Annotated in this window: 18 protein-coding genes; 13 read left to right on the forward strand and 5 right to left on the reverse strand. The window is 66.8% G+C overall.

Translation table 11 applies throughout. The features are described 5' to 3' along the window. The first annotated feature begins 43 nt into the window (after positions 1 to 43). The 3 genes from AC07S4_RS22410 to AC07S4_RS22420 all read left to right on the forward strand — a co-directional run bounded on the left by AC07S4_RS22410 (position 44) and on the right by AC07S4_RS22420 (position 4779). On the forward strand, positions 44 to 880 hold the full coding sequence (locus tag AC07S4_RS22410; RefSeq protein WP_494988721.1) for an oxidoreductase: 837 nt from the start codon (positions 44 to 46) through the stop codon (positions 878 to 880). Next, positions 877 to 1878 (forward strand): NADP-dependent oxidoreductase, encoded by a 1002-nt coding sequence (locus AC07S4_RS22415; protein WP_494988722.1) that lies wholly within the window; start codon positions 877 to 879, stop codon positions 1876 to 1878. The genes AC07S4_RS22410 and AC07S4_RS22415 overlap by 4 nt, the downstream gene beginning before the upstream one ends. 342 nt (positions 1879 to 2220) lie before the next feature. Continuing rightward, positions 2221 to 4779: a TonB-dependent receptor plug domain-containing protein gene (locus AC07S4_RS22420; protein WP_494988723.1), complete on the forward strand. Its 2559-nt coding sequence runs from the start codon at positions 2221 to 2223 to the stop codon at positions 4777 to 4779. On the opposite strand, the gene AC07S4_RS22425 is transcribed toward AC07S4_RS22420, so the two are convergent. Beyond that, entirely contained in the window at positions 4767 to 5564 is a 798-nt protein-coding gene (locus tag AC07S4_RS22425; RefSeq protein WP_494988724.1) for a response regulator transcription factor, read from the reverse strand. The two genes, AC07S4_RS22420 and AC07S4_RS22425, sit on opposite strands and share 13 nt — an antisense overlap. Before the next feature lie 320 nt (positions 5565 to 5884). On the opposite strand from AC07S4_RS22425, the gene AC07S4_RS22430 reads away from it, so the two are divergent. Next, entirely contained in the window at positions 5885 to 6382 is a 498-nt protein-coding gene (locus AC07S4_RS22430) for a winged helix-turn-helix transcriptional regulator (RefSeq protein WP_056404007.1), read from the forward strand. A gap of 19 nt (positions 6383 to 6401) precedes the next feature. On the opposite strand, the gene AC07S4_RS22435 is transcribed toward AC07S4_RS22430, so the two are convergent. From AC07S4_RS22435 to AC07S4_RS22445, 3 genes are read right to left on the reverse strand one after another with little or no spacing between them, the layout of a single operon-like run. Continuing rightward, positions 6402 to 7205 (reverse strand): anti-sigma factor family protein, encoded by an 804-nt coding sequence (locus tag AC07S4_RS22435; protein WP_494988725.1) that lies wholly within the window; start codon positions 7203 to 7205, stop codon positions 6402 to 6404. A 10-nt stretch (positions 7206 to 7215) separates the two neighbouring features. Next, a complete protein-coding gene (locus AC07S4_RS22440) occupies positions 7216 to 7728 on the reverse strand; it encodes an RNA polymerase sigma factor (protein WP_494988726.1) in 513 nt (170 codons plus the stop codon). A gap of 13 nt (positions 7729 to 7741) precedes the next feature. Further along, positions 7742 to 8095 carry a COG4315 family predicted lipoprotein gene (locus tag AC07S4_RS22445; RefSeq protein WP_494988727.1) on the reverse strand — a complete coding sequence of 118 codons (354 nt, stop codon included), beginning with the start codon at positions 8093 to 8095 and terminating at the stop codon, positions 7742 to 7744. 118 nt (positions 8096 to 8213) lie between these two features. Here AC07S4_RS22445 and AC07S4_RS22450 point away from each other — a divergent pair, with 118 nt between their 5' ends. From AC07S4_RS22450 to AC07S4_RS22460, 3 genes are all read left to right on the forward strand, one after another. Then, positions 8214 to 8894 (forward strand): DUF4142 domain-containing protein, encoded by a 681-nt coding sequence (locus AC07S4_RS22450; protein ID WP_494988728.1) that lies wholly within the window; start codon positions 8214 to 8216, stop codon positions 8892 to 8894. A gap of 40 nt (positions 8895 to 8934) precedes the next feature. Beyond that, positions 8935 to 9879 (forward strand): AEC family transporter, encoded by a 945-nt coding sequence (locus AC07S4_RS22455; RefSeq protein ID WP_494988729.1) that lies wholly within the window; start codon positions 8935 to 8937, stop codon positions 9877 to 9879. A 72-nt stretch (positions 9880 to 9951) separates the two neighbouring features. Further along, positions 9952 to 12777 carry a diguanylate cyclase gene (locus tag AC07S4_RS22460; RefSeq protein WP_494988730.1) on the forward strand — a complete coding sequence of 942 codons (2826 nt, stop codon included), beginning with the start codon at positions 9952 to 9954 and terminating at the stop codon, positions 12775 to 12777. Between the two features lie 7 nt (positions 12778 to 12784). Here the strand turns inward: AC07S4_RS22460 and AC07S4_RS22465 are convergent, their stop codons facing one another. Continuing rightward, positions 12785 to 13246: an OsmC family protein gene (locus tag AC07S4_RS22465; protein WP_494988731.1), complete on the reverse strand. Its 462-nt coding sequence runs from the start codon at positions 13244 to 13246 to the stop codon at positions 12785 to 12787. A gap of 53 nt (positions 13247 to 13299) precedes the next feature. Here AC07S4_RS22465 and AC07S4_RS22470 point away from each other — a divergent pair, with 53 nt between their 5' ends. From AC07S4_RS22470 to AC07S4_RS22495, 6 genes are all read left to right on the forward strand, one after another. Continuing rightward, on the forward strand, positions 13300 to 13875 hold the full coding sequence (locus AC07S4_RS22470) for a DNA-3-methyladenine glycosylase I (protein ID WP_494988732.1): 576 nt from the start codon (positions 13300 to 13302) through the stop codon (positions 13873 to 13875). Next, on the forward strand, positions 13860 to 15794 hold the full coding sequence (mnmC1, locus tag AC07S4_RS22475; RefSeq protein ID WP_494988733.1) for an FAD-dependent 5-carboxymethylaminomethyl-2-thiouridine(34) oxidoreductase MnmC1: 1935 nt from the start codon (positions 13860 to 13862) through the stop codon (positions 15792 to 15794). Before AC07S4_RS22470 ends, mnmC1 begins: the two co-directional genes overlap by 16 nt. Positions 15795 to 15833: 39 nt before the next feature. After that, positions 15834 to 16559, forward strand: coding sequence for a sensor histidine kinase (locus AC07S4_RS22480; protein WP_494988734.1), 726 nt, complete (start codon positions 15834 to 15836; stop codon positions 16557 to 16559). An 11-nt stretch (positions 16560 to 16570) separates the two neighbouring features. Beyond that, the gene (locus AC07S4_RS22485) at positions 16571 to 18298 is read left to right on the forward strand and encodes a response regulator (protein ID WP_494988735.1); all 1728 of its coding nucleotides are present in this window, start codon (positions 16571 to 16573) and stop codon (positions 18296 to 18298) included. Positions 18299 to 18366: 68 nt separating this feature from the next. Beyond that, complete coding sequence (locus AC07S4_RS22490; RefSeq protein WP_161075342.1) at positions 18367 to 18582, forward strand: hypothetical protein; 216 nt, start codon at positions 18367 to 18369, stop codon at positions 18580 to 18582. 100 nt (positions 18583 to 18682) lie between these two features. Then, a complete protein-coding gene (locus tag AC07S4_RS22495; protein WP_494988736.1) occupies positions 18683 to 20626 on the forward strand; it encodes an alpha/beta hydrolase family protein in 1944 nt (647 codons plus the stop codon). Positions 20627 to 20651: the final 25 nt, after the last annotated feature.

Consider the following 20651-nt stretch of genomic DNA (forward strand, 5'->3'; position numbering starts at 1 on the left):
ACATCAATATGATGATCGTCATATTGAAAATCAGGAGGACAGCATGAACAGCAGGATCGCGATTGTGACGGGTGCGTCGTCGGGCATAGGCGCAGCCACCGCCGCGCAGCTGGCCGGGGCCGGCTACAAGGTGTACGGCACCAGCCGCCGTGGCGCGCAGGGCGGCACGCCGGGCTACGGGATGCTGGCGCTGGACGTGACCAGCGACGCATCGGTGCAGGCCGCCGTGCGCCAGGTGCTGGCGCTGGAAGGGCGCGTCGACCTGCTGGTCAACAACGCCGGCTTCGGCGTGGCGCCCGCCGCAGCGCAGGAGAGTTCCATCGGGCTGGGGCAGGCCATCTTCGACACCAATTTTTTCGGCATGGTGCGCATGACAAATGCCGTGCTGCCGCACATGCGCCAGCGCGGCAGCGGGCGTATCATCAACATCAGCTCCGTGCTTGGCTTCGTGCCCATGCCGTATATGGCCTTGTACTCGGCCAGCAAGCACGCCATGGAAGGCTATTCGGAAGCGCTGGACCAGGAACTGCGCACGCAGGGCATACGCGTGTCGCTGGTGCAGCCGGCCTATATCAAGTCGCCCTTCGACGCCAACCAGCTGCAGCCCGACCAGGCGCTCGATGAATACCGCGACTTGCGCGCGGGGCTGGACCGGCGCGTCAAGGAAGCGCTGCAGGGCGCGGACGGCCCGGACGTGGTGGCGGCGACCGTGGTGCAGGTGGCGCTGGCGGCTGCGCCCAAGGTGCGGTACACATCGGGCGCGCTGGCCGGCCGCCTGCGCTTGCTGCGCCGTTTTGCGCCGGCCGCGCTGGTCGAAGCCGGCGTGCGCAAGGACTTGCGGCTCGATACGCAGCCGCCACTGGCAAGGAGCGCAGCATGAAAGCCTGGTATATCAAGCGCTACGGCAAGGCGGATGTCCTCGTGCAAGGCGAGCAGCCGGAACCCGTGCTGAACGATGACGACGTGCTGGTGCAGATCCATGCCGCCGGCGTCAACCCGCTGGACAACAAGATACGCGGCGGCGAGTTCAAGCTGCTGCTGCCGTACAAGCTGCCTCTGATCCTCGGCAACGACCTGGCCGGCGTGGTGGTGCGCACCGGCGCGCGCGTGCGGCGCTTCAAGGTGGGCGACGAAGTCTACGCGCGGCCGGACGACGACCGCATCGGCGCTTTTGCCGAATACATCGCGGTCAGGGAAAGCGCGCTGGCCCGCAAGCCCGCGAGCCTGAGCATGGAAGAAGCCGCGTCGATTCCACTGGCGGCGCTGACCGCCTGGCAGACGCTGCTGGTAAAAGGCCAGCTCAAGGCGGGCCAGAAGGTGCTGATACACGCCGGCTCCGGCGGCGTGGGCAGCATGGCGATCCAGCTGGCCCGGCACCTGGGCGCCACTGTCGCCACCACCGCCAGCGCGGCGCAGGCGCCGGTGCTGAAAGCGCTGGGCGCGGACGTCGTCATCGACTACAAGACCCAGGATTTTTCGGCCATGCTGAAGGACTACGACCTGGTGCTCGACACGCAGGGCGGCGGCACGTTGCGCAAATCGCTGGCGGTGCTCAAGCCGGGCGGCAAGCTGATCGGCATCGCCGGTCCGCCGGATCCGGCGTTTGCGCAGCAGCGCGGCGCGAACGGTTTTGTCAGCCTGGTGATGCGCCTGCTCAGCTATGGCATCCGCAAGGCAGCGCGGCGCGGCGGCAGCAGCTACAGCTTCCACTTCATGACCGCCAGCGGCCCGCAGCTCGAGGAAATCGCCGGCCTGATCGACGCGGGTCGCATCCGTCCCGTGGTGGACCGGGTATTCCCGTTCGCGGAAACCGCCCAGGCGCTGGATTATGTCGCGACGGGCCGCACCAAGGGCAAGGTCGTCATCAAGGTGCGCTGAAGGCGCTACGGGGTGGCGGCTTATATCCAGGCTGCATAAGCTATGCAGTTTTAATTCGTTCCTGTATGGAAACTGCGCCGGTATAGTGCTTACTCCCGTATCGCCCCGATTGAATTTGTTTATGTTCCGTTTCGCTCCGCTGTCCCTCGTTCCTAGCCGCCACGTGCTGTACATGCTCTGCATGGCCCAGTGCATGTGCCGCGCTGCCCTGCGTTAAACACGCTCCAAAGAATCCCAAGCCCCCGCTGCATTCCGCTCCGGCCCACCAGGCCGGGATGGCTGCGCTCACCCCGGTTCCATGCGGACCGGGGCCGTTGTTCCATTCCCACCCAAGAGGAAACCATGTTAGTCAAACCACTCGCCATCTCGCTCGCCGTCGCCTCCGTCCTGCCATCCTTCGCCGCCGCGCAGGAACTGGAACGCGTGGTCGTTACCGGCTCCAATATCCGCACCACGCAAAAAGAGGGCGCCAGCGCCGTCCAGGTGATCAGCGCCAAGGACATCGCCGCCAGCGGCAAGGCCAGCATCGCCGACGTGATCCGCTCCATCTCGGCCAATAGCGGCAACAGCTACAACGAGCAGTACACCGGCAGCTTCTCGGCCGGCACGGCGGGCCTGTCGCTGCGCGGCATAGGCCAGAAGAACACGCTGATACTGGTGAACGGCAAGCGCGTGAGCCCCTACGCCACCGCGCAGGATTTGCAGGAAGTGTTCGTGGACCTGAACAGCCTGCCGATGGCGGCGGTGCAGCGCATCGAGGTGCTGAAGGACGGTGCTTCGTCCGTGTACGGTTCGGACGCGGTGGCCGGCGTGGTCAACATCATCCTGTACAAGGAATTCAAGGGCACGGAACTGAGCGCGCAGTACGGCAGCTCCACCGAAGGCACGGGCCAGTCGGAAAAGAGCGCGGCGCTGCAGACCGGCTTCGGCAGCCTGGCGAAAGACGGCTACAGCGTGGTGTTCTCGCTGGACGCGCAGCAGCGCGACAAGCTGCAGCAGGACCAGGTGGCCTGGATGGCCGGCAGCGATTTCCGCGGCAACGCCAACGGCGCGCTGGCCTGGGTGCCGGCCAACTATCTGAACAACGATCCCACGCGTTTGCTGGGCGGCCTGCAAGGCCCGCTGCAGCTGCAGCCTTACGGCGCCATCACGCCGGGCAAGAGCGGCACGGTGCAGGCGTATAACAACGCGCAGTACAAGACGCTGATTCCCGCCATCAGCCGCATCCACTCCTCGCTGCGCGGCACGCTCAAGCTGAACGAGGACAGCGAAGCCTACGCGGACCTGCTGTACGGCCACTCGCGCGCCGACCAGACCTTTGGCGCGCCGCTCACCGTGGGCAGCGGCCTGCGCGCATGGAACAACGCCAGGCAGCAGCTGGACAACATCAGCGTGCTGCTGCCGGTGGGCCACCCGAACAATCCCGGCGCCACGCCGCTGCCGTTCACCGCCACCCTGTTCGACCTGGGCGCGCGCACCAAGCGCGACAGCGTGGACTTCTTCCGCGCGCTGGCCGGTGTGAAAGGAACGCTGGCGGGCTGGGACTATGACGCGTCCGTAGGCCGCTCCGGCAGCAAGCTGGAAGAGACCGTGAACAACTTCGTCAACCGCTACGAATTCGAGAAGGTGCTGGCCGAGGGCAGCTACAACTTTGCCGACCAGGCCAAGAACAGCGAAGCGGTGCGCAAGCGCCTGCGCTTGTCGACCTTGCGTCCGGCCGAATCCACGCTGACCACGGTGGACTTCAACGCCTCCAAAGAACTGGCCGAGCTGCCGGCCGGTCCGCTGGGCTTTGCCTTCGGCGCGCAGTGGCGCCGCGAGGAGATGGATTCGCAGACTTCCACTGCCGTATTGAGCGGCACCGAGCTGCGCCCGGCCATCAACATCATCCAGGGCACGCGCGAGGTGGCTGCGCTGTTCGCCGAGTTCAATGTGCCGGTGGTGAAAGACCTGAACGTCAACCTGGCCGGCCGCGCCGACCGCTACAGCGATTTCGGTTCCGCCTTCTCGCCGAAGGCCAGCGCGCGCTACCAGGCGGCGCAATGGCTGCTGCTGCGCGGCACCGTGTCGCGCGGCTTCCGCGCGCCGTCGCTGCCGGAGATCACCAACTCCACGTCGGTCAGCTACGGCAGCGTGATCGATCCGCGCGACCCGATCACGCCCACCCAGGCGCGCGGCGTGACCAATCTGACCATCGCCAACGCCGAGCTGCGTCCCGAGCGCTCGGGCAATCTGAACCTGGGCTTTGTCGTCGCGCCGAACGCGGACAGCAGCATCGGCGTGGACTACTACCGCATCCGCACCAAGGGCGTGATCGACACCGAGAGCGCGGACAACATCATCGCCAATGAAAAGACCGCGCCGGAGAAGGTGGTGCGCGATGCGCAGGGCCGCATCCAGACCCTGTACCGCCAGTACGCCAACCAGGGCGACCGCCTGGTGTCCGGCATCGACATCGACCTGCGCCACCGCGTGGGCCTGGGGCGCTGGGGCAAGCTGGCGCTGAACGCGCAGCTGAGCCATGTGTTCAAGTTCGAGGCGCCGCTGGCGGTGGGCGAGCCGCTCACCAACGGCGCCGGCAACAACTACTTCGGCTCCATCCCGAAATGGCGCGGCGTCACCAGCGCCACCTGGGACATCGGCGCCTGGGCCAGCACGCTGACCTGGAACTATGTGGACGGCTACGATCAGACCACGCGCGAGGGTGAGCGCGTCAAACCGGTCGGCACGCTGGATGCGAACGTGGGCTGGAAGGTCACGCCTGCGGCGACGGTGAGTTTCATCGTGCAGAACCTGGCCGACAAGCGTCCGTCGTGGGATTCGTCGACCGCCTTCTTCGACTTCACCCAGGCCGACCCGCGCGGCCGCACCGCGGCGGTCAAGCTGAACTACAAGTTCTGATCGTCGCTCTGCTTTTGCGCCTGCTCGGCTCCCTGCCGGTAGGCGCTGGGCGTGACGCCCATGCGTTCGCGGAAGGCGGTGGCGAAGTTGCCCGCGTTGTTGAAGCCGATCAGCAGCGCGATGTCCTGGACATCGATTTCGGTGTCGCGCAGCAGCTGCACGCCGCGCGCGATGCGCTCCTCGCGGATGAAGGCGAACACCGTCATGCCGGTCTGCTCGCGGAACAGCTGCGAGAGCTTTTCGCGGTAGGTGCCCACGCTGCGCGCAATTTCGGACAGGCTGGGCAAGGCCGCCAGGTTGTCTGAAATCAGGCGCTTGGCGGCGTTGACGATGACCGCGTCCGGATTGGCCGGCGCGGCGCTTTCCGGCGCGTCGGCGGCGCCGGAGGTGCGCCGCATCAGGTTAAGATGCACATGGATGCGCGCCGCCAGTTCGCCCGGCGTGAAGGGCTTGGACACGTAATCCACGCCGCCTATCGACAGGCCCATGATGCGGTCCTCGGCCGCGTCGGCGCCGCTCAGGAAGATCACGGGAATATCGAAGGTGGCCGGATTGGCCTTGAGCAGGCGGCAGCAGGTGTAGCCGTCCATATTCGGCATGCGCACGTCGAGCAGAATCAGGTCCGGCTGGTTGGCCAGGGCCAGCTGGTAGCCCTGCATGCCGTTGAAGGCCACGGAAACGCGGTAGGGCAGCTCGCTGAGCAGATCGACCAGCATGCGTTGCTCGAACGCGGAGTCGTCCACGATCAGGATGCTGCGTACATTGGCGTCGCTGGTTAAGTACATGGTTGGCTTGGATAGGTGGCGCTACCGGTGTTGCGTATTATGCCTATCTTTCAAATTTATTTAACGGATTTCTCCGCTCGCAAAAGAGCTGTCGCGTCTAGCAAAAGCGTAGTTTCTCAGGATCGACAATAATTGTATCGAGTGTTGAGAATATGCAATCAAATTTCGCCTCGAAAACTTAGTTGTCATAAGTTCACTCTTTGTTCCGGAAAAAGAAGGTGCATGCAGCACCCAAGATGCAAGTTAGCGACGGTATTCCGCCATCAGGTTGCGGGATCTGTTTTTAGTGTTGAGACTAATCTTGATCGAAGGAGTTGCAAATGAAACATACCGACTTTGGCCGCATGCCATGTCCTATCGCCCGCAGCCTGGGCAAAGTGGGCGAATGGTGGAGCATCCTCATCCTGCGCGATGCGTTCTATGGCCTGACCCGCTTCGACGAGTTCGAAAAAAGCCTGAAGATCGCCCCGAATATGCTGACGCGGCGCCTGGCCGGCCTGGTGGAAGGCGGGCTGATGGAGCGCCGCCAGTACAGCGCCCGGCCGCCGCGCTACGAATATGTGCTGACCAAGGCGGGCCGCGATTTCAAGCCCGTGCTGCTGGCCTTCGTGGCCTGGGGCAATGACCATCTGGCGCCCGAAGGCGCCAGCCTGCTGGTGGTGAGCCGTGAAACCGGCAAGCCGGCCGACCAGGTGCTGGTCGATGCGCGCACCGGCCTGGCCATCAACGACGAGGACTATATGTTCGCGCCCGGCCCTGCCGCCAACGAGCTGATGCGCATGCGCCTGGACGACATGGGCCGGCGCGGCGTGCAGTAAGCACGGCCCCGGCCTGCCTTTACGGCTGCAGCTGTTCGTAGACCGCGTTCGCGATCTGCGACAGCTCAGCCTTCCCCAGCGCGCCCGAGAGCGCGTATCCGTAGCTGCCGTCTATCCAGTAGAACACATTGAGCGCGCCGTCCTGGGCGTAGCGGAAACCGCTGTCGCGGTTGCCGGCCTGGCCGGCGGACACGTAGAGCGTGAGCCGCTGGCCGCTGGCGTCGCTGTACATGAATTGCGCCACCGGGCCGCTGTCGCCCGGCAGCAGGCGCCCGCCCACCAGCTCGTAGCCCAGCGGCGCCAGCCGGGGCGGGCGCAGCTGCGTGCCCAGGCGTTTCGAGAGCCAGGCCACCAGGTGTTCCTGCTGGTCCGCCCCCACTTCCACCGGATGCCGCACTTCGGGCGCATACACGCGGTGCGCCAGCGCGGCGCGGTGCGCCAGGGCGGCCGGCGCCGCGGCCAGGGGAAGGGCGGCGTTGCTGGCGGCCGCTGCCGCCGTGGCGTCCGGCGCGGCGCCGTAGCTGCCGTGCGCCACCCAGCCCAGCGCCGCGCTCGACAGCATCAGCGCCACGCTGGCGGCATAGCGCTGCAGCGGCCAGCCGTAGCGCTGCCAGCCGCGCGGACGCAGCATGCCGCGCGGGATGGCTTCGTCGAGCACCGGGCTGTACAGCGCGCGCAGGCCGGCGTTCTGCTGTCGGTAGGCGCGCAGGCGCTCCGCCTCCTGCGGATGGTGTTCCAGGTAGCGGTCGACGTCGGCGCGGCGCTCCAGCGCCAGGCGGCCGTCGACCCAGGCTTGCAATTCGGCTTCGGTGACCGGGTTCATAAGGCTGTCTTCATTTGACCACCTTCAAGGTGGAGGCCGGGGCCTGGCCCAGCATGAGCAGGCGCAGCCGTTCGCGCGCGCGCGACAGGCGCGACATCACGGTGCCGGCGGGAATGTTCAGGACGGCGGCCGCTTCTTCATAGCTGAGTTCCTCCAGCGCCACCAGCAGCAGCACCTCGCGCTGCTCGGCCGGCAGCATTTGCAGCGCGCTTTGCAGGTCGCGGATCTCCAGCCGGTCCGAGGGCGCGGGGCCGGACGCGCTGAGCGAGCTGTGCAGCTCGTCGCTCAGCGCCTCGGTGGCCAGGCCGGGCTGGCGCAGCCGGTCCACATGCAGGTTGTGCATGATGCTGAACAGCCAGGCGCGCATGTCGCCATTGCGCCGCCACGTCGACAGCTTGTGCCAGCCGCGCTCCATGGTGTCCTGCACCAGGTCGTCCGCGCTGGCGCGGTCGCCCAGCAGCGCCCGCGCGTAGCGGCGCAGGCGCGGGATGCAGGCGGTGAGGCTGGCGCTGTCGTCTTGCATGGCGGGCCTGGACTCAGTCCTTGACGACGTGCCACACGTCCTTGAAGTTGTCGCCGGCGCGGTCGCCCGCCTTGGCGTCCTTGACGAAGGTGTACAGCGGCTTGCCCTTGTAGGCCAGCTGCTTGCTGCCGTCGTCGCGCGTGATCACCGAGTACGGTTCGGCCACTTTTTCCGGCGCGGCCACGGCGGGCCAGTTCTGGATGCAAGGCCCGGCGCAGGCGCTCTTGCCGCTGCCGGCCACGTCCTTGTCGAAGGTGTAGACCGTCATGCCGGCGGCGGTGGCGAGCACGCCGCCGGTGTTTTTCAGATCCTGGGCCTGGGCTTGGGCTGCCAGCAGCAGGGCGGCGATGGCGAGTGCGTTTTTCATGGCTGTGTCTCCTTTTGGGGATGGATGGGGTGGAACAGTTGCGTATACGTATGCTGCGGCCTGTTTATTCCATCCCGCGTAGAATTTTTTTCCACACCCTCAAGGATAGGAGATCCCCATGAACAAGGCAAAACTCGCATTGATGACGGCAACCCTGCTGGCAGCGCTGTCCGCCCAGGCCCAGACGCTGGCCAAATCGGACCAGCAGATGCTGGAACAGCTGGCGCAAGGCAATATGGCGGAAATTGAAGCGGGCAAGATCGCGCTGCAGAAATCGCAGAACACGGAAGTGAAGACCTTCGCCCAGCAGATGATAGACGACCACACCAAGGGCTTGCAGGAAGTGCAGAGCGTGGCCCAGAGCAAGGGCGTAACCCTGCCGGCCGAGCCGGACGCCAAGCACAAGGCCATGGCCAGCAAGCTCAACGGGCTGTCCGGGGACGCGTTCGACCGCACCTATCTGAGGCAGGCGGGCGTGGACGACCATAAGAAGACGCACGCGCTGGTGCAGAAAGTGCAGTCCCAGGCCAAGGATGCGGACGTGAAGGCGCTGGCGGCCAAGCTGGAGCCCACGGTGGCGCAGCACCTGACCCATGTGACCCAGCTCAACGCCAGCATCAAGGGCGCCACGGCCAGCGGCAGCAGCGGCACGGAAGGGGCCAGCGGCAGCGGCATGGAGGGGAACACCGGCAGCAGCGGCAAGCGCCCGCGCGCCACGCCGGACAAGGCCAGCGGCAACACGGACAATCCCGAAAACAAGCAAAACCCCACCACGCAGCCTCCCGCGCCCATGAAATAAGACGCTGTGACGGCGGCAAGCATGGGTACAATCGCTGTCCATGCTTGCCATTCTTTCCGTCACTTTTCCTTTCTTTGCGCTGGTGCTGTGCGGCTATGTGTCCGTGCGGCGCGGCATGCTGCCGCAACTGGCGATACCCGGCCTGAACAGCTTCGTGCTGTATTTCGCGCTGCCCTGCATGCTGTACCGCTTCGGCGCCGCCACCCCCATCGCCCAGCTGCTGGACGTGGGCGTGTTCGGCGTCTACCTGCTGTGCGCGCTGCTCATGGTGGCGCTGGCCATGGCCGCCACGCTGCGGCGCGCCGGCTGGAACGACGCCGCCTTCGGCGCGCTGGTGGCGGCCTTTCCAAACACCGGCTTCATGGGCGTGCCGCTGCTGCTGGCGCTGCTGGGGCCGCGCTCCACCGGGCCGGCCATCGTCGCCATCGTGGTCGATATGGTGATCACCAGCTCGCTGTGCATTGCGCTGTCGCGCATGGGCAGCGGGGCAGGGCGGGCCGCGCTGGGACGGGCGCTGCGCGGCATGCTGGGCAATCCCATGCCGTGGGCGATTGCGCTGGGCGGCCTGAGTTCGGCGGCCGGGCTGGCCTTGCCCGGGCCGGTCATGCAGACCGTCGGCCTGCTGGCGGACGCGGCCTCGCCGGTGGCGCTGTTCACCATAGGCGCGGTGCTGGCCCGCTCGCAGATGGGCACGCCTGTTGCAGCCGCGCCGCCGGGTGACTTCCTTGGGCTGGCGCTGATGAAGCTGCTGCTGCATCCGCTGCTGGTGGCCGGCGCCGGCCATGCCGCCATCGCCCTGGGGGCGCCGCTGGACCCGGCCGCCTTGACCGTGATCGTGCTGGTGGCCTGCCTGCCCAGTGCCAGCAACGTGGCGCTGCTGTCCGAGCGCTTTGGCGCCCATACCGGCCGCATCGCGCGCATTATCCTCGTTTCAACAAGCTTGTCTTTTTTGACATTTTCCACGGCAGTCGCTCTGCTGCGCTGAACTGTGGAATAATGCGAAAGGACGCATAGTGCGTTTCGGCAATATTGCAAGGAAGGACACCGTGTAGTGGACATGTTTGCGCTCGATGAGCAGCTGGTGCGCTGGGACGCGGAATTGCCGTCTTTGCAGGACGACGCGCGCCTGCTGCGCCTGGCCGAGCTGGCCTGGCAGCTGCGCCAGCGCGACGTGCTTCGCGCGCGGCGCCTGATGGCCGAAGCCATGCCGCTGCTGCCCCTGGTCGACGCGCCGCAGGCCAGCGCGCTGGCGGCCCGCTTCATGCTGATCGAAGCCGAAGCGCAATGGCTGCACGGCGCACTGGACGCCGGCCAGGCCCAGGCGGCGCAAGCGCTGCACGCCTTCGAGCAGCTGGGCGACATGCTGGGCTGCGCGGACGCGCACTGGCTGCTGGCCTGGATCGCCACCGACCGCGGCGACTCGGCCACCAGCGACGCCGAACTGGCCATCGCCTCGGCCGACGCGCGCGCCGGCGGCGACCTGGCGCGCACCGACATCATCGACGCCGCCGCCGCCATCTTCAGCGTGTTCCACAGCCTGCAGCAGGCCAACCAGCGCTGGGGCCAGCGCTTCGCGCCGGACGCCGCGCTGGCGCCCGCCATCCACCCGGCGGTGTCCGGCTGGATCAGCGACTACCACGGCATCTCCGCCTTCCAGGCGGCCGATTTCGGCTACGCGGTGGGGCGCCTGATGGTGGCCTTCGAAGCCGCCATGGCCACCGGCCAGGTGCGGCGCGCCATCATCATCGCCACCAATATCGGCAACGGCTTCACCAGCCTGAACGCACACGACGCGGCGCTGGAATGGATGCAGCGCGGCCTGGCGCTGGCGCGCCCCACCGGCTGGCCGATGAGCATAGGCTCCTGCCTGATGCAGACCGCCGAAACCCTGCGCCAGCTGGGCCAGCGCGAAGCGGCGCAGGAACTGCTGCACGAAGCCATCCACTTGCTGTCGCCGCTGTCCGGCTCGCGCGCCTACGCCGTCTCGCTGGAATACCAGGGCGACCTGGCGCTGGACCTGGGCGATGCGCAGGGCGCGCTGCGCAGCTTCACCATGCTGGAACAGCGCGGCGACTCGCTGGGCCAGAGCGACTTCAAGAGCGGCGCGCGGCGCGGCCAGGCGCACGCCCTGTCGCAGCTGGACCGGCCGCAGGACGCCTTGTCGGTGGCCTTGTCCGCGCTGTCGCTGGCCAGCGAGCACGGCGACCTGTACAACCAGATCGCCGCGCTGCGCGTGCTGGCCCAGATCCACGCGCGCCACCCGCTGCCGCAGCCCATCGGCATGGCGGCGGCCAACGCCGTGCTGCACTATCTGCAGCTGGCCATGACGCTGGCCTCCACCATCGCCGGCTACGCCGTGCCCGCCGCCTTGCTGGACGCCGCCGCGCGCGAGTACGCCGCCACCGGCGATTATGCGCGCGCCTACGAAATTTCGGTGCAGGCCGGTGCCGCGCGCGACAAGACCCACAGCCAGGAAGCCACCAACCGCGCCATCGCCATGCAGGTGCAGCACCAGACCGAGCGCGCGCAGACCGAGGGCGAGCACCATCGCCAGCTGGCGCAGGCCGAGGCGCAGCGCGCCGAAGTGCTGCAGCGGACCAACGCCATGCTGGCCCACCTGAGCGCCATCGGCCAGGAAATCACCGCGCACCTGGACGCGGCCGCCGTGTTCCGCGCGCTGGACCGCCACGTGCACGGCCTGCTGGACGCCACCCACTTCTCCATCTTCCTGCTCGAGCCGGACGGCGCGTACCTGCGCTGCGCCTTCGGCATCGAGGCGGGGCGGGAGCTGCCGCCGTCGCGCTTCGCGCTGTCCGACCCCAACGCCAACTCGGCGCGCTGCGTGCGCGAGCGGCGCGAGATCGTGATCGAACTGGACGAAAGCGGCAGCACGCCCAACCTGATTCCCGGCACCCTGCCCACACTGAGCCTGCTGTTCGCGCCGCTGACCGTGGGCGAGCGCGTGCTGGGCGTGATGACGGTGCAGTCGCTGCACGCGCTGGCCTACGGCGAACGCGAACGGCTGATCTTCCGCACCCTGTGCGCCTACGGCGCCATCGCGCTCGACAACGCCAGCGCCTACCGCCAGGTGGCGGCCACCCAGGCGCAGCTGCTGGAAAAGAACGTGGAGCTGGAGCGCGCGTACAAGGCGCTGGAGGAAGTGAGCCTGACCGACCAGCTCACCGGCCTGCGCAACCGCCGCTTCTTCCTGCAGCATGTGGACGCCGACGTGGCCATGGCGCTGCGCCAGTACGACTGTCCGGACCCGCAGGGCGCGGACCAGGAGCGCATGGCCTGCATGGACAAGGACCTGGTGTTCTTCATGGTGGACCTGGACCACTTCAAGGAAGTGAACGACCGCTACGGCCACGCGGCCGGCGACGCGGTGCTGGTGCAGATGCAGGAGCGGCTGCGCGAAGTGTTCCGCGAATCGGACTATCTGATACGCTGGGGCGGCGAGGAATTCCTGGTGCTGGCGCGCGCCACCGACCGCGAGGAAGCCAAGGTGGTGGCGGAGCGCATCCGCAGCGCGGTGGCGCTGCGCGAGTTCATCCTGCCGGACGGCGGCACGCTGCGCAAGACCTGCTCGATAGGCTACGCCTGCTTCCCCTTCCTGCCGTCGCAGCCGCGTTTGCTGAGCTGGTCGCAGGTGGTGGAGCTGGCCGACATGGGGCTGTACATCGCCAAGCATTCCGGCCGCAACGCCTGGGCCGCGCTGTACAGCACGCCCGCCACGCAGCCGGAAGGCCTGTTCCCGCGCATGATGCAGCAGCTGGAGCAGACCGTGGCCAGCGGCGAAGTCAAGGTGGTGACCAACCTGGTGCAGCCGCCCAATCTGAGCGGCGAGCGGCGCCGCGTGGGCTTGTCCAGCGACCTGGCCTGATTCGCCGTTACACCGGCGCCTCCACCGTAATCTCCGCCCGCAGCGAATTGGCGATGTAGCACTTGTCGTGCGCCTCGTGGTGGATGGCCTCCAGTTCGTCCTCGTCCGGCCAGTGCGCGCCGGCGAACGCGATGGCGGGGCGCAGCGTGATGCTGGTCATCGCCATGCGGCCGCGATCATCCTTCTCCAGCAAGCCCACGGCGTGGTCGGTGTAACTCTCCACCACGTGTCCGCGCCTGGCGGCGATCGACAGGAAGAACAGCATATGGCAGCTGGACGCGGCCGCCACCAGCGCCTCCTCCGGGTCCACATTGTCCGCGTTCGACATCGGCAGCGGCACCGACAGCGGCGACGACGAAGCCGGCACGCGCAGGCCGCCGTCGAAGATCCATTCATGGGCGCGGCTGTAGCGCTGGTCCAGGAAGTCCTGCCCATTGCGCTGCCACTCCAGTTTCGCCTCGAATTGCATGTCCGCTCCCGCGCCGGTTTATCGAAGCGGATATCTTAATGTAAACTGCGCCCATGAACCTACACCGCTGCAGCTGGGCCAATCCCGCCAATCCCAAATACATCGCCTACCACGACGAAGAGTGGGGCCTGCCCTGCCACGACGAACTGCGCCTGTTCGAGATGCTGAACCTGGAAGGCGCGCAGGCGGGGCTGAGCTGGGAAACCATACTGAACAAGCGCGACAACTACCGCGCCGCCTTCGACCAATGGGACGCGCGCAAGATCGCCGCCTACGGCCCGGACAAGGTGGCCGAGCTGCTGGCCAATCCCGGCATCGTGCGCAACAAGCTCAAAGTGGCGGCGGCCATCAGCAACGCGCAGGCCTATTTGCGGCTGGTGGACGAGGGCGGCAGCCTGGACCGGCTGCTGTGGGACTACGTGGGCGGCAAGCCCATCGTCAACGTCGTGCTGAAGCAGGGCGACCGGCCAGCCAAGACCGAGCTGTCGGACCGCATCTCGAAGGACCTGGTCAAGCGCGGCTTCAAGTTCGTCGGCTCGACCATTATTTACGCCTATATGCAAGGCATCGGCATGGTCAACGACCACGACCAGGCCTGTTTCCGGCACGCCGCATGCCGACTGTCCTGACCGCGCGGCGTGGGCCGCGCCGCGTGCTGCTTGCCACCGGCTTTGGCGCGGGCGAACACTTCCTCGCTGCCATGCAGGCGGCGCGGGGGCAGGCGCTGCACTACATCGCGCTGCTCCCCGCGCTGCCGGCGGCGCAGGACATCGCCGCCGAGCTGCGCGGCGGCTGGCCGGTCAACGTCCCCGGCCTCCACCGGCTCGAATTCCACCAAGGGCGGGTGGTGCTCGACCTGGCGGTGGGCGAGCTGGAAGCCACGCTGCCGCAGATCGAAGCGCGCGTCGACGCCTTCCACCTGCCCGCACCCATCGCCCCCATGCGCGCGCTCGCCAAGCTCGCCCTGCCCGGCGCCACGCTGACACTGCTCGGCGCCGACGATGCCGCCCTCAAAGCGCTGCGCTCCGCCGGCTTCGAGTGGCAACCTCAGCCGCATTCGGGGTCAGACCCCATTAATGCAGACCCCATTAATGCGGCTGAGTCCGTTGGTACGGGTGCGCATGCGGCAGACATCAATAATGCGGCGACCAAGGCGCAGCGCGCCGTCGGCTTCGAGTGGCAACCTCAGCCGCATTCGGGGTCAGACCCCATTAATGCGGCTGAGTCTGTTAATGCGGCTGAGTCTGTTGGGACGGGCGGCGGGGTGATGGGGGTGCAGGCGGTCTTTACGAGCAGGAAGCCGCAGGCGCCGCGGGCGGCGGAGCCGGTGCGGCAGGCGGTGGTGATAGGCGCGGGCGTGGCGGGGGCGGCCGCTTGCGAACGGCTGGCGGCGCGCGGCTGGCAGGTGACGCTGGTCGAACGCCACCAGGCGCCGGCACAGGAAGCTTCCGGCAACCGCGCGGGCATTTTCATGCCGCTGCTGTCGAAGGACGACAATATTCCAACTCGCCTGAGCCGCGCGGCCTATTTGTACGCCATGCGCCATTGGCAGCGCCTCGGTGGCCTGGATCCGGAGGCGCGCCTGCCCGCCGCCACCGCACCGGGCGCCGCTGACCCGGCTGCGGCCATCACCGGCGCCCAGTGCGGCGTGCTGCAACTGGCGCGCGATGCGGAACATGCGCTGCTGCAGAAGGAGGTGGCGGCGGCCTGGAACTATCCGCGCGAGTTCGTGCGCTGGGTGGATGCGCAGGAGGCCGGCGCCTTGCTGGGCGCGCCCACGCCGGACGGCGGCTGGCTGTTCAGCCAGGGCGGCTGGGCCAATCCGGCCTCCATCTGCCGCGCCATGCTTGCCGCTTGCGGCGCGCGCCTGACCCGCGTCTTCAACGCCGAGGCGCTGCGGCTGGAGCGCGCGGACGGGCAGTGGCAGGTCCGCGCTGCGGGCGGCAAGCTGCTGGCCGAGGCGCCGCACGTCATCCTCGCCAACGGCGCCGGCGCGCTCGCCATCGCGCAGACGGCCGAGCTGCCGCTGTACACCATGCGCGGCCAGGTCACCCATTTGCAGGAGCAGGATTTCCCCCATCTGCCGCTGGTGGTGTGCCGCGAGGCCTATATGACGCCGCCGGTGCAGGGCGTCGTCAGCGTGGGCGCCACCTATGATGGCGACACGGACAGCGTCTTGCGCCACGCTAGCCAGCAGGAAAATCTGTCTCGCGCACGCGACATCCTGCCCGGCGTGCTGGCCCACGATCCGCCGCTGGCGGGCCGGGTCGGCTTCCGCTGCATGGCGCCGGACCGGCTGCCGCTGGCCGGCCCCTTGCCGGACTACGGCGCCCCCGGGCGCCCCGAGCGCCTGCGCGACGTGCCCCGCCACGCCGGGCTGTATGGCCTGCTGGGCTATGCCTCGCGCGGCCTGATCTGGGCGCCGCTGGCGGCCGAGCTGCTGGCCGCGCAGCTGGAGCACGAACCGCTGCCGCTGGAGGCCGCCCTGGCCGCCGCCCTGGACCCCGCGCGCTTTATGCTCAAAGCCCGGCGTGGCGGGCGGGTATAATCGCTATTCAGAAATAATTGCCGCGTGGAGGCCTCATCTATGGAAGATCAAGCGGGCTCGCCCGAGCTGTTCCTGTTCCTGGCTTCAACCGCCCATGACATGAAGAATTCGATCAGCGTCCTGAGCGGCACGCTGGAGAGTTTGCTGGGCGGCGCCGACGAGAACGACGCGAACCATCCCGCTTATCCCAGCCTGGCCCAGATGCTGTACCAGACCAAGCGCCTGAACGACAACCTGATGCAGCTGCTGGCGCTGTACAAGGAAGTGGGCAAGCCGTCCTATCCCTTCGATCCGCGCCCGCAGCAGGTGGCCGAACTGGTGCAGCAGGTGAGCTCGCAGGCCAAGGTGCTGCTGGCGTCCAAGCGCATCACGCTGCAGATTGATTTCCCGCCCGGCCTGATCTGGACTTTCGATGAAGACCTGGTGATCGGCATGCTGGCGCACGCCATCAACAACGCGGTGCGCTACACCAGCGACACCATCCGCCTCGCCATCGCCGAGCGCGACGGCTACCTGGAGCTGCGCGTGGAGGACAACGGCAGCGGCTTCCCGCAGGCGCTGATCGACGCCGGCGCCTCGGCCATGAGCGGCAACACCAGCGGCGTGAACTTCCTCACCAACAGCAGCGGCCTGGGCCTGTACTTCGCGTGCGAAGTGGCCAAGATGCACAAGCACCGCCAGCGCGGCGGCAGCGTGCAGCTGGAGAATGGCGCGCCGGGCGACGCCACCCTGGGCGGCGGCTGCTTCGTGCTGCGTTTGCCTTGAGCGGAGGTCCGATGTCATTTCCCACCGTCGCCCCGGCCATGCCCGACACCGTCACGGCCGCCATCGCCGCCATCGACTGGACCGACAAGCATTACCTGATCGTCGACGATTTCGTCGGCATCCGCCAGCTGCTGCGCGAGTCGCTGCGCAACCTCGGCGCCAAGCACATCGACCAGGCCGCCAGCGGCGGCGAGGCCATGATCATGCTGGCCAAGACCCATTACGACGTGGTGCTGTGCGACTTCAACCTGGGCGAGGGCAAGAACGGCCAGCAGGTGCTGGAGGAGGTGCGCATCCGCAACCTGATGACGCCGTCCAGCGTGTGGCTGATGGTGTCGGCCGAGAAAAGCGTGGAGTCCGTCATGGGCGCGGCCGAGCACCAGCCGGACGCCTACATCATCAAGCCCATCACCGAGGGCGTGCTGCTGACGCGCTTGAACCGCGTGTGGCAGAAGAAGCAGATCTTCCGCGAAATCGACCAGGCCTTTGTGGAAAAGGACTACCTGCGCGCGGCCCGCCTGTGCGACGAGCAGATCGTGCACAACAAGCTGCACGAGATCGACCTGCTGCGCATGAAGGCGCAGCTGCTGCTCAAGGCCGGCGAGCCGGAGAAGGCGCGCGTGGTGTACGACCTGGTGCTGGAGGAGCGCGACTACAACTGGGCGCGCACCGGCCTGGCGAAAATCCGCATGAGCAACGGCGACCACGAAGCGGCGCGCCAGATGTTCCAGGGCGTGATCGCCGAGAACCGCTTCTACATCGACGCCTACGACCAGCTCGCCACGGCCTACCAGCTGATGGGCAAGGTGGAGGAGTCCTGCGACGTGCTGGAGAAGGCGGCCAAGCTGTCGCCCAACTCGGTGCCGCGCCAGCGCAACCTGGGCAATGCGGCGCTCAAGCTGGGCAATATCCCGCTGGCCGAGCGCGCCTTCCGCAAGTGCATCGCCATCGGCGAGTATTCGGTGCTCAAGACGGTGGACGCCTATTTCGGCCTGGCGCGCGTGTGCGGCCAGAAGAACGACCCCAAGGAAGCGCTGCAGGTGCTGGCCACCGCGCAGCGCGAGTTCAGCGGCGACCAGGTGGCGCTGCGCGCCAAGATCACCGAGGGCCTGGTCTACCACGAGAGCGGCGACTACCGCCGCGCGCGCAAGTCCGGCGACGAGCTCGAGACCATGCTCAACGAAGACCCCGAGCGCCCGGACACGGACACCTGCATCGAGATGGCGACGCTGCTGTTCGCCGTCGGCGTGAAGGACGCGCCGGTGGAGCTGCTGTGCTACGTGATCCGCAACAACCACGACAACCAGCTGCTGCTGGAGGACGTGCAGAAGATCTTCGACAAGGCGCGCATGAGCGAAGAGGGCGCCGACCTGATCCAGGCTTCCCGCAAGGAAGCGGCGGACATGATGAACAAGGGCGTGCTGCTGTGGAAAACCGGCAAGCTGGCCGAGGCCGTGGAGTGGATGCGCACCGCGCGCGCCGCGCTGCCGAACAATATGCGCATCCTGTTCAATTCGGCGCAGATACTGATCTCGCACATGCAGCAGAACGGCTACACCCAGGCACTGATGGACGAGGCCAACGACGTGCTGATGCACGTGGACCGCATCGCCCCCGGCCAGCAGCGCTTCGCGCAGCTGATCGAGCAGCTGGCCATGCTGATGCCGTCGCGCCATGCCGCGGCGGAGGCCGAAGCCGACACCGAAACAGAAACCCAGCCGGAGGAGGGCGACGAGTAGTTGAGTATTCATCAACTTGTTTCCCGGCACTTCAATGATTACACTAAAACACAACAAGGAGAGAGCCTATGCGCGACATCACTAAAGAGGTTTACGACAAAATGAAAGTTGGCGCTGCTGCGTGGGTACGGCCGGTAGCCGCCAAGGGCGACACGCTGGAGTCCTTCCAGTCGGCGCATGAAGGCGCCAAGCTGCTGGCCGAGGAAGGCCTGATACAGATTGTAAAAATACAACGCGAAGTGGGCGGCCTGATCGACGCCATCCGCATCCAGCGCCTGGGCTGAGCCGCCGCTGGCATTTATTTGTTTGACAACGTAGTTCGTTCTTGCAACACTGGCTGACCTGCCGTCATCGTGACGGCAGGCCATCTAGACAGGAGCGAACATGCGTCGTATGAAAACTGCCGCGCGTCTCACCGTGCTGGCGCTGATGTTACATGCCCTCCCTGGCGCGCTGGCGGCGTCCAAGTCCCCGCAGCACGTCCCCAAGCAATACACGATAGAACAGTTCATGGCCACCACGTCCATTTCGGGCGCGTCCTTCAGCCGTGACGAAAAGAACATTCTGTTCACCAGCAACGAGAGCGGCCTGCCCAACGTCTACACGCAGCCCGTGGGCGGCGGCAAGCCGGTGGCGCTGACCCAATCCACCACCGACAGCACCTACGCGGTGGGCTATTTCCGCACCGACGACCGCTTCCTGTTCACGCGCGACAAGGGCGGCAACGAGCAGAACCACCTGTTCGTGCGCGAGCTGGACGGCAGCGAGAAAGACCTCACGCCGGGCGACAAGCTGAAAGCCAGCTTTGCCGGCTGGTCGGCCGACGGCGGCGCCTTCTATGTGCTGAGCAACGAGCGCGATCCCAAGTACTTCGACCTGTACCGCTACGACGCCAAGACCTATGCGCGCACGCTGCTGTACAAGAACGAGAACGGCATGACGCCGGACCGCATCAGCCGCGACGAGCGCTGGATTGCGCTGGAAAAACCGAACACCACGTCCGACAGCGACATTTATCTGTACGACCTGAGCAAGGGCGAACTGAAGCACATCACGCCGCACCAGGGCACGGCCAGCTACAGCGCCGCCACCTTCGACCCGGCGTCCAAGCGCCTGTTCTTCACCTCCAATGAAGGCGGCGAGTTCAACACGCTGCGCACCTACGACCTGGCCACCGGCGCGGTGGCGCTGCACGAGAAAGCGGACTGGGACGTGTTCGGTTCCGGCTATTCGCTGGACGGCCGCTTCCGCACCACGGTGGTCGACAACGACGGCAGCCAGACCGTGCGCGTGGTGGAGGGCCCGGACGAAAAGCCGGTGGCCCTGCCCAAGCTGCCCGGCGGCGAAATGCGCGGCGTGACCTTCTCGCCGAGCGGCAAGCTGATGGCCTTCTATCTGAACGGCGACCGCGCGCCGAGCAATCTGTTCGTGTATGACCTGAAGACGAAGAAGACCACGCAGCTGACGCAAAGCCTGAACAAGGAGATCGACCCGAACGACCTGGTGGAAGCGGAAGTGGTGCGCTTCAAGTCCTTCGACGGCATGGTGATCCCGTCCATCTACTACAAGCCGAAAGGCCTGGCGCCCGGCGCGAAGGCGCCGGCGGTGATCTTTGTGCACGGCGGCCCCGGCGGCCAGACCCGGCGCGGCTACAGCGCGCTGATGCAGTACCTGGCCAACCACGGCTACGCGGTGCTGGGCATTAACAACCGCGGCAGCTCGGGCTACGGCAAGACCTTCAACACCGCCGACGACGGCAAGCACGGCCGCGAGCCGCTGTGGGATTGCGTGGAAGCGAAGACCTATCTGGCCAGCCTGGGCAATATCGACCCGGACCGCATCGGCATAATGGGCGGCAGCTACGGCGGCTACATGACGCTGGCGGCGCTGGCGTTCCGGCCGGAGGCCTTCAAGGTGGGCATCGACATCTTCGGCGTGAGCAACTGGGTGCGCACGCTGGAGTCGATCCCGCCGTACTGGGAATCGCAGCGCAAGGCGCTGTACCAGGAGATAGGCGACCCGGTGAAGGACAAGGACTTCCTGGTGGCGACCTCGCCGCTGTTCCACGCCAAGGAGATCCGCCGTCCGCTGATGGTCATCCAGGGCAAGAACGACCCGCGCGTCATCAAGCCTGAAAGCGACGAGATCGTGGAGGCGGTGAAGGGCAACAAGGTGCCGGTGGAATACGTGGTGTTCGACGATGAAGGCCACGGCTTCAGCAAGAAGAAAAACCAGCTCGTGGCCAACGCCAGGATGCTGGAATTCCTCGACAAATACCTGAAGCCCACCGGCGCGCGCGGCCAGGCCGAAGTCAACACGTCCCGATAGGGCGTTTCGCGTACCGCTTACCGCG

This window comes from Pseudoduganella sp. GW821-FHT05F09 (assembly GCF_059419605.1).